Source organism: Rhizobium sp. BK098 (assembly GCF_014193155.1).
GTDB lineage: Bacteria > Pseudomonadota > Alphaproteobacteria > Rhizobiales > Rhizobiaceae > Rhizobium.
Genome location: NZ_JACHYY010000001.1, coordinates 214,483 through 228,689 on the forward strand (window position 1 = coordinate 214,483; position 14,207 = coordinate 228,689).

A 14,207-nucleotide genomic window follows, 5' to 3' on the forward strand; every position below is an offset into this window, starting at 1 on the left:
TTGATATTTAAGACGATCGCGCGGTCTGCTATGTTTGATCGCGGCGTTGGATACGGACAATGGACAATACCATTCTCGAAATGCGGAACATAACCAAGTCGTTCCCCGGTGTGAACGCCTTGGAAAATGTGAATTTGAAAGTCCGTCAGGGCGAGATTCATGCTTTGGTCGGCGAAAACGGAGCCGGCAAATCCACCCTCATGAAGGTGCTGTCGGGCGTCTACCCGGCCGGCACGTACGACGGCGATATCTATTACGATGGCGCGGTTCGTCAGTTCAAGACCATCAGGGATTCCGAAGATATCGGCATCATCATCATTCACCAGGAGCTGGCGCTCGTTCCGCTTCTGTCGATCGCCGAAAACATCTTCCTCGGCAACGAGGTCGTCGCCAATGGCATGATCAATTGGCAGGAAACCTTCAGCCGAACCAAACAGCTTCTTTCCAAAGTGGGCCTCAAGGAATCTCCGAACACGCTCGTGACCGACATCGGTGTCGGCAAGCAGCAGCTCGTCGAGATCGCCAAGGCTCTATCGAAGAGCGTCAAGCTACTCATTCTCGACGAGCCGACGGCATCGCTGAACGAAAACGATTCCGATGCGCTCCTCAATCTCCTCATGGAGTTCCGCAATCAAGGCATCACCTCGATCATCATCACGCACAAGCTCAACGAAGTGCGCAAGGTGGCCGACCAGATCACGGTGTTGCGCGACGGCATGACGGTGAAGGCGCTGGACTGTCATGAGGAAGAGATCAGCGAAGACATCATCATTCGCAACATGGTCGGCCGTGAGCTGGCGGATCGCTATCCGCCGCGCTCGGTGCCGATCGGCGAGACGATCTTCCAAGTGAAGAACTGGAATGCCTTCCACCAGCAGCATCGTGATCGCCAGGTCCTGCACGATATCAACATCAATGTGCGCAAGGGCGAAGTGGTCGGCATTGCCGGCCTGATGGGCGCAGGCCGTACCGAATTCGCCATGAGCGTCTTCGGCAAGTCCTATGGCCACAAGATCAGCGGCGAAGTCTTCCTTGACGGCAAGCTGGTCGATACCAGCACGGTGCGCAAGGCGATCGATGCCGGTCTTGCTTATGTGACCGAAGACCGCAAGCAGCTTGGCCTGGTTCTGACCAACAGCATCCTGCACAACACGACGCTTGCCAATCTGCTTGGCGTTTCCAAGGCGACCGTCATCGATGACGTGCGGGAACTGCAGGTGGCGACGAACTATCGTTCCAAGCTGCGCATCCGTTCGGCCGGCGTCTTCCAGGAAGCGGGCAATCTTTCCGGCGGCAACCAGCAGAAGGTAGTGCTGTCGAAATGGCTGTTCTCGGATCCGGAAGTGCTGATCCTCGATGAACCGACGCGCGGTATCGACGTCGGCGCCAAATACGAAATCTATTCCATCATCAACCAGCTTGCCGCCGACGGAAAGGGCGTTCTGATGATTTCATCGGAAATGCCCGAGCTTCTCGGCACCTGCGACCGCATCTACGTCATGAACGAAGGTCGCATCGTCGCCGAACTGCCGAAGGCAGAGGCAAGCCAGGAGAGCATCATGCGCGCTATCATGCGCTCAGGGGAGAAACAACAATGAGTTCGGCCAACCCAGCCACAGAAAGCAGCCACGTGGTTTCCATCGGCGACCACATCCGCAACAACATCCGCGAATACGGCATGTTGATCGCGCTCGTGGTCATCATGTTGCTGTTCCAGTACCTGACGAACGGCGTTCTGTTCAGGCCGCAGAACCTGACCAACATCGTGCTGCAGAACTCGTTCATCGTCATCATGGCGCTCGGCATGCTGCTTGTTATTGTGGCCGGCCATATCGATCTTTCCGTCGGCTCCGTCGTCGGTTTCGTCGGCGCGGTCGCCGGCGTTCTTGTCGTGCAAATGCATATGAATCTCGCACTCGCGACGGTCATTTGTCTGCTGATGGGTGCCGCGGTCGGCGCCTGGCATGGATATTTCATCGCCTATCACCGCATTCCGTCATTCATCGTGACATTGTCGGGCATGCTGGTTTTCCGCGGCCTGACCTATACCATCATCAATACGACCGGCAACGGCAGCAGCATCGGTCCGTTCCCGCCGGCGTTCCAGATCGTCGCAACGGGCTTCATTCCGGATTTCGTCGATATGGGCGGTATCCATTCGACATCGATGTTGCTGACGGTCGCCATCCCGATCATCATGTTCTTCCTGTCATGGCGTCGCCGCAGTGTGAACGAGAAGCACGGTATCGATGTCGAGCCGTTCAGCTTCTTCGTCGCCCAGAATCTGGTGGTTGCTGCCGCCGCCATCTTTATCGGCTACCAGATCTCCTCCTACAGGGGCTTGCCGAACGTTCTGGTTCTCATGCTGCTTTTGATCGCGCTCTACAGCTTCGCCACACAGCGCACCACGATCGGCCGTCGCATCTATGCCATGGGCGGCAATGAGAAGGCGACGAAGCTTTCGGGTATCGATACCCGCCGTCTGACCTTCTACACCTTCATCAACATGGGCATCCTGGCGAGCATCGCCGGCATCATCATCGCGACGCGCCTGAATTCGGCAACCGCAAAGGGCGGTGACGGCCTCGAACTCGACGTCATCGCGGCCTGCTTCATCGGCGGCGCTTCGGCCTCCGGCGGCGTCGGCAAGGTAACGGGTGCCGTCATCGGCGCCTTGATCATGGGTGTCTTGAACCAGGGTATGTCAATCCTCGGCTACCAGACGGACTCCCAGAAGATGATCAAGGGTGCGGTGCTGCTCGCTGCCGTGTTCATCGACGTCTACAACAAGAACAAGGGTTGATCGTCTAGCGATCAACTCAGCTTTTAAAACCAAATCCATGACAGAGTCCGGCTCTCGCTGAGAGCCGGAACGGTAGAACGCATCCGATCTCTGTCTGTTAGGAAAGGATGAAAGACATGCTCATCTCGCAGATCAAGGGTTCGAACGGCGAGATCGTCGTTGCGGTCCGCAATGGACCCGGCGAAGCTGCCAAGGCCGTCGTCAATGGCGGCAGCGTCTACAAGCTTGCGATCGAAGCCGCCGATAGCGGCAAGTCGCTGGCATCGGTCATCGAGTCCCATGGTCTCGGCGAGTCAATCGATCTCGAAAAAGCCTATGCCGAAGGCCACTTCCTGCCGCCAATCACGCATCCCGACGCAGCTCATCTGCACCTGACAGGCACCGGCCTGACGCATCTTGGCTCCGCTGCCACGCGCGATTCCATGCACAAGAAGACGACGGAAGCTGCCGAGGAGACGCTGACCGACTCCATGAAGATGTTCAAGATGGGCATCGAGGGCGGCAAGCCGAAGGCGGGCGAGAAGGGCGTACAGCCAGAGTGGTTCTACAAGGGCAATGGCTACGGCGCTGCGGCCCCGGGTGCGGCACTCGTGTCTCCATCCTTCGCGCTCGACGGTGGCGAAGAGCCCGAAATGGCCGGTGTCTACGTCATTGCCAAGGATGGCACGCCGTTCCGTATCGGCTTTGCACTCTCGAACGAATTTTCCGATCACGTCACCGAGCGGATCAACTATCTTTATCTCGCCCATTCCAAGCTCCGTCCGGCAAGCTTCGGCCCGGAAATCCGCGTTGGTGTGGCGCCGGAAGATATTCGCGGCACGTCGCGCATCAAGCGCGGCGACAAGGTAATCTTCGAAAAGCCGTTCCTATCGGGCGAAGCGAACATGTCGCACACCTTTGCGAACCTTGAATATCACCACTTCAAGTACGGCATCTTCCGTGTTCCCGGCGATGTGCATGTGCACATGTTCGGCACGGCGACGCTTTCCTTCGCGGAAGGCATCAAGCCCGAAGTCGGCGACGTCTTTGAAATCGAAGTTGGCGAATTCGGCCTGCCGCTGCGCAATCCGCTGGCGATCGATGCCGAGGAAGAAGTGGCTGTTCGCCAGCTGTAATGCATCGAGCCCGGCCGCAAGGGATCGGCCGGGCATTTCCAATACGATCCAGGAAGGCATGACGCCATGACCATTCATCAGAACTTGATCGCCGGGGAGTGGACGGGGACGAACGTCACCGAGAACATCAACCCGTCGGATACGAACGAGGTCGTCGGCCTCTATGCGAGCGCAAGCGCGCAGGATGTCACGGATGCGATCGCTGCCGCCAAGGCCGCTTTTCCAGCCTGGTCGCGTTCTGGTATTCTGGAGCGCCACACGATACTGAAGAAGGCCGGCGACGAGATCCTGGCACGCAAGGATGAACTCGGCGCGCTGCTCGCCCGCGAAGAGGGCAAGACGCTGCCGGAAGCGATCGGCGAGACCATCCGCGCTGCGCAGATCTTCGAATTCTTCGCCGGTGAAGCGCTGCGCCTGGCAGGCGAGGTGCTTCCTTCCGTGCGCCCGAATATCGGCGTCGAGATCACCCGCGAGCCGCTTGGCGTCATCGGCGTCATCACCCCCTGGAACTTCCCGATCGCCATTCCTGCCTGGAAGATCGCGCCGGCGCTCTGCTACGGCAACACCATCGTCTTCAAGCCGGCCGATCTCGTGCCCGGCTGCTCGTGGGCAATCGTCGATATTCTGAACCGCGCCGGTCTGCCGAAGGGGGTGTTGAACCTCGTCATGGGCAAGGGCTCGGTCGTCGGTCAAGCTATGCTCGACAGCCCGGTTCTTTCGGGTATCACCTTCACCGGCTCAGTCGGCACCGGCAAGCGCGTCGCGCTTTCCTCCGTCGAGCACGGTCGTAAGTACCAGCTCGAAATGGGCGGCAAGAACCCGATGGTCGTACTTGACGATGCTGATCTGACGGTCGCCGTCGAAGCGGCTGCCAATTCCGCCTTCTTCTCGACCGGCCAGCGCTGCACAGCCTCGTCGCGCCTGATCGTCACCGAAGGCATTCACGACAGGTTCGTGGCGGCGCTGACGGAAAAGCTGAAGACGCTCAACGTCGATAACGCCATGAAGTCCGGCACGCATATCGGCCCCGTCGTCGATGCCAAGCAGCTGAAGACGGATACGGATTATATCGAGATTGGGAAACAGGAAGGCGCCAAGCTTGCCTTCGGCGGCGAACTCGTCAGCCGCGACACACCCGGCTTCTATCTGCAGCCGACGCTGTTCACCGAAGCGACGAACCAGATGCGCATCAGCCGCGAAGAGATCTTCGGCCCGGTTGCTTCCGTCATCCGCGTCAAGGATTACGAAGAAGCCTTGGCAACAGCCAATGACACGCCGTTCGGCCTGTCCTCGGGCATTGCCACGACGAGCCTGAAGCATGCGACGCATTTCAAGCGCAATGCGGAAGCGGGTATGGTGATGGTCAACCTGCCGACGGCCGGCGTCGACTTCCACGTGCCGTTCGGCGGCCGCAAGGGCTCGTCCTTCGGTCCGCGCGAGCAGGGCAAATATGCCGCTGAATTCTTCACCACCGTCAAGACGGCTTACACGCTCGCCTGATCATCGATTTCAAAGTCCAGGCGCGAACGAGGCGGCCTGGGCGACGCAAAGGGTACTGAGACATGAAAAAGAAAGCTGAATGGCCGCGCAAGCTGCGCTCCTACGATTGGTTCGGCGGCACCGGCAAGAATGCGATCATGCATCGCTCCTGGATGAAGAACCAGGGCCTGCCGGCCGATACGTTCGACGGACGTCCGATCATCGGCATCTGTAACACCTGGTCGGAACTGACGCCCTGCAACGCGCATCTGCGCGATCTTGCAGAGCGTGTGAAGCGCGGCGTCTACGAGGCGGGCGGTTTCCCCGTGGAATTCCCGGTCTTCTCCGTCGGCGAAAGCACGCTGCGCCCGACGGCCATGATGTTCCGCAACCTCGCTGCCATGGACGTGGAAGAAGCGATCCGCGGCAATCCGGTCGATGGCGTCGTGCTGCTCGGCGGCTGCGACAAGACCACGCCAAGCCTGCTGATGGGCGCGGCTTCCGTCGACATTCCGGTCATCCTCGTTTCCGGCGGCCCGATGCTGAACGGCAAGTGGCGCGGCAAGGATGTCGGCTCCGGCACGGCGATCTGGCAGTTCTCCGAAATGGTGAAGTCCGGCGAGATGTCGCTGGATGAATTCATGGATGCGGAGCAGGGCATGGCCCGCTCGGCCGGTAGCTGCATGACGATGGGTACGGCCTCCACCATGGCGTCGATGGCCGAAGCGCTCGGCATGACCTTGCCCGGCAATGCCGCGATCCCGGCTGTCGATGCGCGCCGTCGTGTTATCTCGCAACTGTCAGGCCGCCGCATCGTCGACATGGTCAAGGAAGACCTGAAACCATCGGACATTCTGACCAAGGAAGCCTTCGAAAACGCTATCCGCGTCAATGGCGCCGTCGGCGGCTCGACCAACGCCGTTCTGCACCTCCTCGCGCTCGCGGGCCGCATCGGCGTCGACCTGTCGCTTGACGATTGGGATCGTCTGGGCCGCGAAGTGCCGACCATCGTCAACCTGCAGCCTTCGGGCAAGCACCTGATGGAAGAGTTCTACTATGCCGGCGGTCTGCCCGTCGTCATCAAGGCAGTCGGCGAAATGGGCCTGCTCCACAAGGACGCCATCACGGTCACGGGCGACACGATCTGGGCAGGCGTCAAGGATGTCGTCAACTACAATGACGACGTTATCGTTCCGCGCGAAAAGGCGCTGACGCAGTCGGGCGGCATCGCTGTCCTGCGCGGCAATCTCGCGCCGAAGGGTGCCGTCTTGAAGCCATCGGCCGCTTCGCCGCATCTGATGCAGCACAAGGGCCGCGCCGTTGTCTTCGAAAGCATCGAGGACTATCACGCCCGCATCAACCGTGACGATCTCGACATCGACGAGAACTGCATCATGGTGCTGAAGTATTGCGGTCCGAAGGGTTATCCGGGCATGGCCGAAGTCGGCAACATGGGCCTGCCGCCGAAGGTGCTGAAGAAGGGCATCACCGACATGATCCGCATCTCCGATGCGCGCATGTCCGGCACGGCCTACGGCACCGTCATCCTGCACACGGCTCCGGAAGCTGCCGATGGCGGCCCACTGGCGCTGGTGCAGAACGGTGACATCATCGCCGTCGACGTTCCCGCCCGTACCATCCAGCTTGAGGTTTCGGATGAGGAACTGGCAAAGCGCCGCGCCGCCTGGGTTTCCCCGGTCAAGCCGCTCACCGGCGGTTACGGCGGTCTCTATGTGAAGTCGGTCATGCAGGCCGACACCGGCGCCGACCTGGACTTCCTCGTCGGCCCGCGGGGCTCGGAAATCCCGAACAATCGCGACAGCCACTAAGGTCATCGTCTAAATTGAAAGGGGCGGGGCGAAAGTTCCGCCCCTTTTTCTTCTGTGAGTCGCTAACTCTGGCTCTGGCTTTGACTCTGCCCTTGGGTCGCGACTGTTACCTTGACCATAAGGGTTTCGCCCGGCGTGCCGATGCGCATGCCGGACACGGGAGCGGCGTCGCGATAGCAGAGGCCGGTTGCGATGCGGACGTAGCGGGCGTCGGGGCAGACGTCGTTGGCCGGATCGAAGCCGACCCAGCCAAGGCCGGCAATATGCGCCTCTGCCCAGGCATGGGTAGCAGCCTGCTCGTTCTTGCCTTCCATCATCAGGTAGCCGGAGACGTAACGGGCAGGGATCTGCAATGCACGGGCGCCGGCTAGAAAGATGTGCGCATGGTCCTGGCAGACGCCGCTCTTTGCCTCCAGTGCCTGTTCCGCCGTTGTCTCCGTATTGCTGGTGCCTGGTTTGTATTCCACGGTCTGATGGATCGCTCTCATCAGCGCATGCATCTTGCCGAGCTCGTTGTCGCCTGAAACGCTGCGCAGCAGTTCCTTCGTCAGCTTGCCCGCCTTGGTGCGCGGCGATTCCCGCAGGAAGAGCCAGAGCGGGCTGAAGCCCTGATGCGGCCCGACAACGCCGTTGAGGTCCTGCGTCTCGACTTCGCCTGAGGCAATGATCTTCGTTGCGTCCTGCTGCCCGTCGAGGGAAACCAGCGTGGCGCGATTGCCGAACTGGTCGTCATATTCCACTTCCGGCTTGGCGCCTTCGACCGAGAGCTTCCAGTCGATAACTGTTTGTCCCACGCCCGTCAGCGGCGTCAGGTGAAGCCGTTGCAGGGAAAACTGCGCCGGCTCGTCGTAGCGATATTCCGTGATATGGCTGATCGTCAGTCTCATGATATCGCCCGCCTATTCGTAGAACCGGTAGCCGTCGGAGATCTCGGCGCCCAGCTTGTTGTTCTGGGCTACGAAATCCTCGAGGAACTCATGCAGGCCCTGGTCCATGATGCGCTTGATCGTCAGCTTCTGCAGCGACTGGCGGATGGCCTCCGCGGTATCGTGCGCGGGTAGCCGTTTTTCATGTTCGGCGCTGAGATAGCCGATATTGCTGACGATCTTCTCATAGCAATAGGCAAGCGAGCGCGGCATTTGCCCGTTGAGGATCAGGAAGTCGGCAATGTTGGCCGGCTTATATTCGGGATCGTAAGCCCATTTATAGGCCCGGTGCGCGGAGACCGATCTGAGGATCGACTCCCATTGCGCATTGTCGAGCGAGGAGCCGACATGCGAGACGGATGGCAGCAGCACGTAATATTTGACATCTAGGATGCGGGCCGTGTTATCGGCGCGCTCGATGAAGGTGCCGATGCGGGCGAAATTATACAGTTCGTTGCGCAGCATCGAGCCGTGGAAGGCGCCGCGGATCAAGCCGGCGCGCCGCTTGATGACGTCGATCGTCTCCGGTAGCTCTGCCGTCTTCAGCTTCTTGCCGAGCAGCGACTTCAGCTCGATCCAGCATTCGTTGGTCGCTTCCCAGGTGTCGCGGGTCAGCGCCGTACGCACCATGCGGGCATTGTTGCGGCCATATTCGATGCAGGACATGACGCTCGATGGATTGGAGCGGTCGCGCATCAGATAATCGATCGCGTCGGTCCCGGTCAGCTTGTCGTGCACCTCATCGTAGGCTTCGCGCACCCCGGCGCTTTGCAGGACGCCGTCCCAGTCATCATCGACGGCGTCGCTGCGGGTCAGCGACATGCGCTGGCCGGCGTCGACCAGGCGGGCTATGTTTTCGGCGCGCTCGATGTAACGGAACATCCAGTAGAGGCCATTCGCGGTTCTTCCCAGCATGTCCGATCAGTCCTCCAGAACCCAGGTGTCTTTGGTGCCGCCGCCCTGGCTGGAGTTGACCACCAGCGAGCCTTCCTTCAGCGCCACGCGGGTCAGCCCGCCGGGGATGATCCGCACCTTGTCGGAGACGAGGACATAGGGCCGCAAATCGACATGCCTCGGCGCAATGCCCTTGTTGACCAGGATCGGCACGGTCGAGAGCGAAAGGGTCGGCTGCGCGATGTAGTTGTTCGGCTTGCTCTTGAGCTTTTCGGCAAAGGCCGTCCGCTCCTTCTTAGTGGCCGTCGGTCCGACGAGCATGCCGTAGCCGCCGGAGCCGTGAACTTCCTTGACGACGAGATCGGCAAGGTTATCGAGCACATATTGCAGGCTGTCGGGCTCAGAACAGCGCCATGTCGGCACGTTCTCGAGGATCGGCTTGCGGCCGGTGTAGAATTCGACGATTTCAGGCATGTAGGAGTAGATCGCCTTGTCGTCGGAAATGCCGGTGCCGGGCGCATTGGCGATGGTGATGTTGCCCGCGCGGTAGACGTCCATGATGCCGGGAATACCGAGCGCGGAATCCGGACGGAAGGTGAGGGGATCGAGGAAATCGTCGTCGACGCGGCGGTAGAGCACGTCGATCGCCTCATAGCCACGCGTCGTGCGCATCTTCACCTTGCCGTCGATGACGCGCAGATCGGAGCCCTCCACCAGCTCCACGCCCATCATGTCGGCGAGGAAGGAATGCTCGTAATAGGCGGAGTTATAGATGCCCGGCGTCAGCACGGCGACGCGAGGCTTGCCCTTGCATCCGGGAGGGGCGAGCGATGCCAGGCTCTGGCGGAGCAGCAGCGGATAGTCCTCGACGCGCTGCACCTTGTTCTGGTGAAACAGTTCGGGGAACATCTGCATCATCGTTTCGCGGTTTTCCAGCATGTAGCTGACGCCGGAAGGCGTGCGGGCATTGTCCTCGAGCACATAGAATTGGTCTTCGCCGGTGCGCACGATGTCGGTGCCGACGATATGGGTGTAGACACCGCCCGGCGGACGAAAGCCGATCATTTCAGGCAGGAAGGCGTCGTTCTTTTCGATCAGCTCGCGCGGGATGCGGCCGGCGCGGATGATTTCTTGCTTGTGGTAGATGTCGTCGAGGAAGGCGTTGAGGGCGACGACCCGCTGTTCGATGCCCTGGGCGAGCTTGCGCCATTCGCGGCCTGATATGATGCGGGGGATGATGTCGAAGGGAATGAGCTTTTCGGAGGAGTCTGCGTGTCCGTAGACCGCGAAGGTAATGCCCGTCTTTCGGAAGATGGTTTCCGCATCGCGGGATTTGGCAATGAGGTGGCCCCTGTCCTGGCCTGAGTACCACTCGAAGTATTTCTCGTAAGGCGCGCGCGGACTTTCATCCGCAGTAATCATTTCATCAAATGCCAAAGGTGCGGTCCCCGTGTTTTTACCCATTTGAATACAACGGTTTTTACAATGCAAGAACTATGCGCAGTTGCCATCGCGAATTTCTGAATATCGAAAAATGCCGGATTTACAGGCATTTAAGAGTAATGGCGCTGTTGCCTGCCGGCTCTTGTCGCAATGTTCGGATCAAAATTTAAGCATCTGCTTCTTTTGCGGACTGAGCGCCTGGGTAGTGGCTGAGGCTTCTGAAGCCAGGGCGGTAGCTCGCCGGACGTGAAGAAAAATTGATTGCTGTGTTCAGCAGATCGATTTTGACCGCTCAACCGCCTTCGGCTATCAGCCTTCAACCCCTCCGCGCGACACCCTGAGTTCGACCAGGATTCCGGCTCCGAAGCGCCAAATATATCGGTCCGATTTTCATGTCCCTCGATAAACTTGCGCCGGCGATTTTTGTCCTTCTCTGGTCCACCGGCTGGATCATCGCAAAATATGCCTCGCAGCATGCAGGCCCCTTCACCTTCCTGATGATCCGCTACAGCCTGTCGGCGCTTGCCTTCGTGCTGCTTTGTTCGATTGTCGGCGCCCGGTGGCCGCGTGACTGGACGAGCGTGTTTCGCGCCATCTATTCTGGGATTTTTCTGCATGGCATCTATCTGGCGGGCCTTTGGTGGGCGATTGCCGAGGGCGTGCCGGCCGGCATCGCCGGCGTCATTGCGGCGCTGCAGCCGCTGATGACCGCCATGGCCGCACCGCTTCTCGTCGGTGAGCGGCTGGGGCCGATCCAGAAGGTCGGACTGCTGCTCGGCTTCCTCGGCATTGCCATCGCGATCTCGCCGAAACTTCTAGCGACGGACACGGCCAATCTCTGGCAATCGGCGGTGCCACTCGTCGTCAATCTGTTGGCTATGGTTTCTGTGACTTACGGTACGCTCTACCAGAAGCGGCACCTGCAGACCGGCGACCTCAGAACCATCGCGACCTTGCAATATGTCGGCGCGCTGATCGTCACCGTGCCGCTCGCCTTCATTTTCGAAGGCCTGCGCTTCGACGGCACACAGACGGCGATCCTGTCGCTGCTCTGGTCGGTCTTCGGCCTGTCCATGGGCGCCGTCGGTCTGCTTCTCTATCTCATCCGCCGCGGGCAGGTGTCGCGCGCCGCATCGCTGATCTACCTGATGCCGCCCGCTGTCGCCATCGAGGCGGCAATCGCCTTCGGCGAGCCACTGACACTGCCGATTATCGTTGGCACGGTGATTGTGGTGATCGGTGTTTACCTCACCAACCGGCGTCAGGTGGAAATCGTGCCGGAATAGATCTGCATCATTCCGAAAAAAAGGGGGCCGGTAGGCCCCCTTGAACTTTGTCAAGCACGTTCGCGGCGCTGGCCGCCATTGCCTGGGCCACGACGCTTCATGCGGCCGTTGCCGCCATTGCGCTGCTCGCCCTGGGCGCCGCGCTCTTCGTTGTGGCGGCCTGCGGGACGGCCATGGGAATGGCGCTGGCCGCGATGTGCTCCGCCCTCATGCGCGGCACCGTTGCCGTTGGACTGGCCGTTGTGCTGCTTGCGAGCGGGACGGAAGTCCGAGGTCGAGGCGAGGTCGTTGTCGGGTTCCGGACGCGGCGTCGGTTCGTTGCGACGCTGGCCACGGAAATCGGCATTGCGATTGTTTTCTCGCTGCGGGCGATCGTTGCGCGGGCGGCGATCCTGGCGATCGCCAGCCTCAGCACGAGCCTCGCCGTTTTCCTTGTCGAAGAACGGACGGCGGGCGGGACGAGCCGGGCGACCTTCGGCGCGACCCTGGCCTGCGCCACGGCCTTGGCCCTGACTCTGACCTTGGCTACCGCGACCCTTACCGCGAACGGGGCGACCGCGATCGGCGGGCGCTTCGCCACTGGCAACGGCGATTTCGATGCCCATCAGGCGCTCGATGTCGCGCAGCAGGCGGATTTCATCGGGCGCGCAGAAGGCGATGGCGATGCCGTCGCGACCAGCACGGGCGGTACGGCCGATGCGGTGAACGTAGGCGTCGGGCACTTCGGGCAGATCGAAGTTGTAGACATGGGAAACGCCGGGAATGTCGATGCCGCGGGCGGCGACGTCGGTTGCGACGAGAACGCGGACGTCACCATCACGGAAGCCCTTGAGCGCGCGCTCGCGCTGGCCCTGGCTCTTGTTGCCGTGAATGGAGGCAGCGGCGAAGCCGACGTGATCGAGGTGCTTCATCAGCTTCTCGGCGCCATGCTTGGTGCGCAGGAAGACGATGGCGCGGCCATCCGGATTGGCCGAGATCGTTTCCTTGAGGATTTCGGTCTTGTGGTTCTGGCCGGCAACGAAGTGGACATATTGCTCCACCTTGTCGGCCGCCTTGCCCGGAGGGGAGACTTCGACCTTGACCGGATTGGTCAGGTAGTCGGATGCGAGGTCAGCGATCGCCTTCGGCATGGTGGCCGAAAACAGCAGGGTTTGGCGCTTGGCCGGAACCATCTTGGCGATCTTGCGCAGGTCGTGGATGAAGCCGAGATCGAGCATCTGGTCGGCTTCGTCGAGGACGAGGTGGGTGACATGGCCGAGCGAGAGGGCGCGGCGGTTGATGAGATCGAGGAGGCGGCCGGGCGTTGCGACCAGAATATCAGTGCCGCGCTCGAGTTGAAGCTGCTGTTTGTTGATCGACGCGCCGCCGACCACGAGGTTGATCCGCAGCTGCGTCTTGCGCATGAAGAGACGGAGGTTGTCAGCGATCTGGTTTACCAGTTCGCGGGTCGGAGCGAGGATCAGTGTGCGGACGGTGCGGTTGTCGGGACGCTTGGCTTCCTTCAGCAGCATCTCGATGATCGGGAGGCCGAAAGCGGCCGTCTTGCCGGTGCCGGTCTGGGCGAGGCCGATGAGATCACGGCCCTGGAGAACGAGCGGGATGGCCTGAGCCTGGATGGGCGTTGGCGTCGCAAAGTTGTTCTGCGACAGTGTATCGACGATCTGCTTGGAGAGACCAAGCGAGTGAAAATCGGTCAATTCAATACCTTTCGGGGCGCCAAAGCAAAAAGGCCGGATCGCACCATGCGGTCCGGTCTGTCTCTGGCGTCAAGAACCCCGCGTGAAGTGGGAACTTGTAAGTTGGAAATAGCTTTCCCAGCGCATCGGCCGCAGCGCTTGGCGCGGCCTCATTCATAAAAGCGCTTTTGTCCTTCTCTTGCGTACAGATTGTCCCGCAGGGCACGCTCACGCGGCGGCCGGAAGGTGAAAGCTGAGGCGCATTTGGTCTTAAATGCGAGGAATGTCAAGAGGTGTAAGCGAAAGCTTTTCATCAGGCGTACAAAAATGCCGCCGAAATCCGGCGGCATCCGAGATCCGATAAGGGCGATGCGCTCAATGCAGAGATTGCTGATCCTAGCGGCAAACCTCGACGCGATAAGGACGGCCCCAGCCATCGTGACGCCATGCCCAGTAGCAGCTGGGATAGGGGCGTACATAGACGCGCTCGTAAACCGGGCCGTCGTAGTAGGCCGGATATGCTGGATAATATGCGGGGTAGGCGGGTCGCGCAGCCCCGGCTATCAAGGCGCCGCCCACAACACCGGCGGCAAGACCACCGAAGAAGGCGCCGCGGCCGGACGCGTTGGCGGAAGTGGCGGTTGCGGTGGCGGCGCTGCCAAGCGTCAGCGCGATCAAACCGGCCGTCGTTAATGTGCGAAGCACAGACATTGACATCCCTTTCCCAAAACACAGGCTGGCTCCTAGCCTAAGCCG

General features: G+C 60.6%; 11 protein-coding genes. 6 read left to right on the top strand and 5 right to left on the bottom strand.

What is annotated here, in order from left to right; all coding sequences use genetic code 11:
* Positions 1 to 59: 59 nt before the first annotated feature.
* From mmsA to araD, 5 genes are all read left to right on the top strand, one after another.
* A complete protein-coding gene (mmsA, locus tag FHT73_RS01060; protein ID WP_112334213.1) occupies positions 60 to 1,598 on the top strand; it encodes a multiple monosaccharide ABC transporter ATP-binding protein in 1,539 nt (512 codons plus the stop codon).
* The gene (gene mmsB, locus FHT73_RS01065) at positions 1,595 to 2,803 is read left to right on the top strand and encodes a multiple monosaccharide ABC transporter permease (RefSeq protein WP_112334214.1); all 1,209 of its coding nucleotides are present in this window, start codon (positions 1,595 to 1,597) and stop codon (positions 2,801 to 2,803) included. Before mmsA ends, mmsB begins: the two co-directional genes overlap by 4 nt.
* A 116-nt stretch (positions 2,804 to 2,919) precedes the next feature.
* Positions 2,920 to 3,918 (top strand): AraD1 family protein, encoded by a 999-nt coding sequence (araD1, locus tag FHT73_RS01070; protein ID WP_112605599.1) that lies wholly within the window; start codon positions 2,920 to 2,922, stop codon positions 3,916 to 3,918.
* Between the two features lie 66 nt (positions 3,919 to 3,984).
* Complete coding sequence (locus tag FHT73_RS01075) at positions 3,985 to 5,418, top strand: aldehyde dehydrogenase family protein (protein ID WP_183709336.1); 1,434 nt, start codon at positions 3,985 to 3,987, stop codon at positions 5,416 to 5,418.
* Between the two features lie 62 nt (positions 5,419 to 5,480).
* On the top strand, positions 5,481 to 7,226 hold the full coding sequence (gene araD / locus FHT73_RS01080) for an L-arabinonate dehydratase (RefSeq protein WP_112411546.1): 1,746 nt from the start codon (positions 5,481 to 5,483) through the stop codon (positions 7,224 to 7,226).
* Positions 7,227 to 7,288: 62 nt separating this feature from the next.
* Here araD and FHT73_RS01085 read toward each other — a convergent pair whose 3' ends face one another.
* Genes FHT73_RS01085 through FHT73_RS01095 form a run of 3 tightly spaced genes read right to left on the bottom strand, consistent with a single transcriptional unit; the run spans position 7,289 to position 10,483 of the window.
* Positions 7,289 to 8,113 (bottom strand): transglutaminase family protein, encoded by an 825-nt coding sequence (locus tag FHT73_RS01085; protein WP_183709337.1) that lies wholly within the window; start codon positions 8,111 to 8,113, stop codon positions 7,289 to 7,291.
* Positions 8,114 to 8,125: 12 nt separating this feature from the next.
* Positions 8,126 to 9,067: an alpha-E domain-containing protein gene (locus tag FHT73_RS01090; protein ID WP_183709339.1), complete on the bottom strand. Its 942-nt coding sequence runs from the start codon at positions 9,065 to 9,067 to the stop codon at positions 8,126 to 8,128.
* 6 nt (positions 9,068 to 9,073) lie between these two features.
* A complete protein-coding gene (locus FHT73_RS01095; protein ID WP_132717242.1) occupies positions 9,074 to 10,483 on the bottom strand; it encodes a circularly permuted type 2 ATP-grasp protein in 1,410 nt (469 codons plus the stop codon).
* Positions 10,484 to 10,881: 398 nt separating this feature from the next.
* Here FHT73_RS01095 and FHT73_RS01100 point away from each other — a divergent pair, with 398 nt between their 5' ends.
* Complete coding sequence (locus FHT73_RS01100) at positions 10,882 to 11,775, top strand: DMT family transporter (protein WP_183709340.1); 894 nt, start codon at positions 10,882 to 10,884, stop codon at positions 11,773 to 11,775.
* Between the two features lie 50 nt (positions 11,776 to 11,825).
* On the opposite strand, the gene FHT73_RS01105 is transcribed toward FHT73_RS01100, so the two are convergent.
* Positions 11,826 to 13,472 carry a DEAD/DEAH box helicase gene (locus FHT73_RS01105; protein ID WP_183709342.1) on the bottom strand — a complete coding sequence of 549 codons (1,647 nt, stop codon included), beginning with the start codon at positions 13,470 to 13,472 and terminating at the stop codon, positions 11,826 to 11,828.
* Between the two features lie 375 nt (positions 13,473 to 13,847).
* Positions 13,848 to 14,162, bottom strand: coding sequence for a hypothetical protein (locus FHT73_RS01110; RefSeq protein WP_015340735.1), 315 nt, complete (start codon positions 14,160 to 14,162; stop codon positions 13,848 to 13,850).
* Between the last annotated feature and the right edge of the window lie 45 nt (positions 14,163 to 14,207).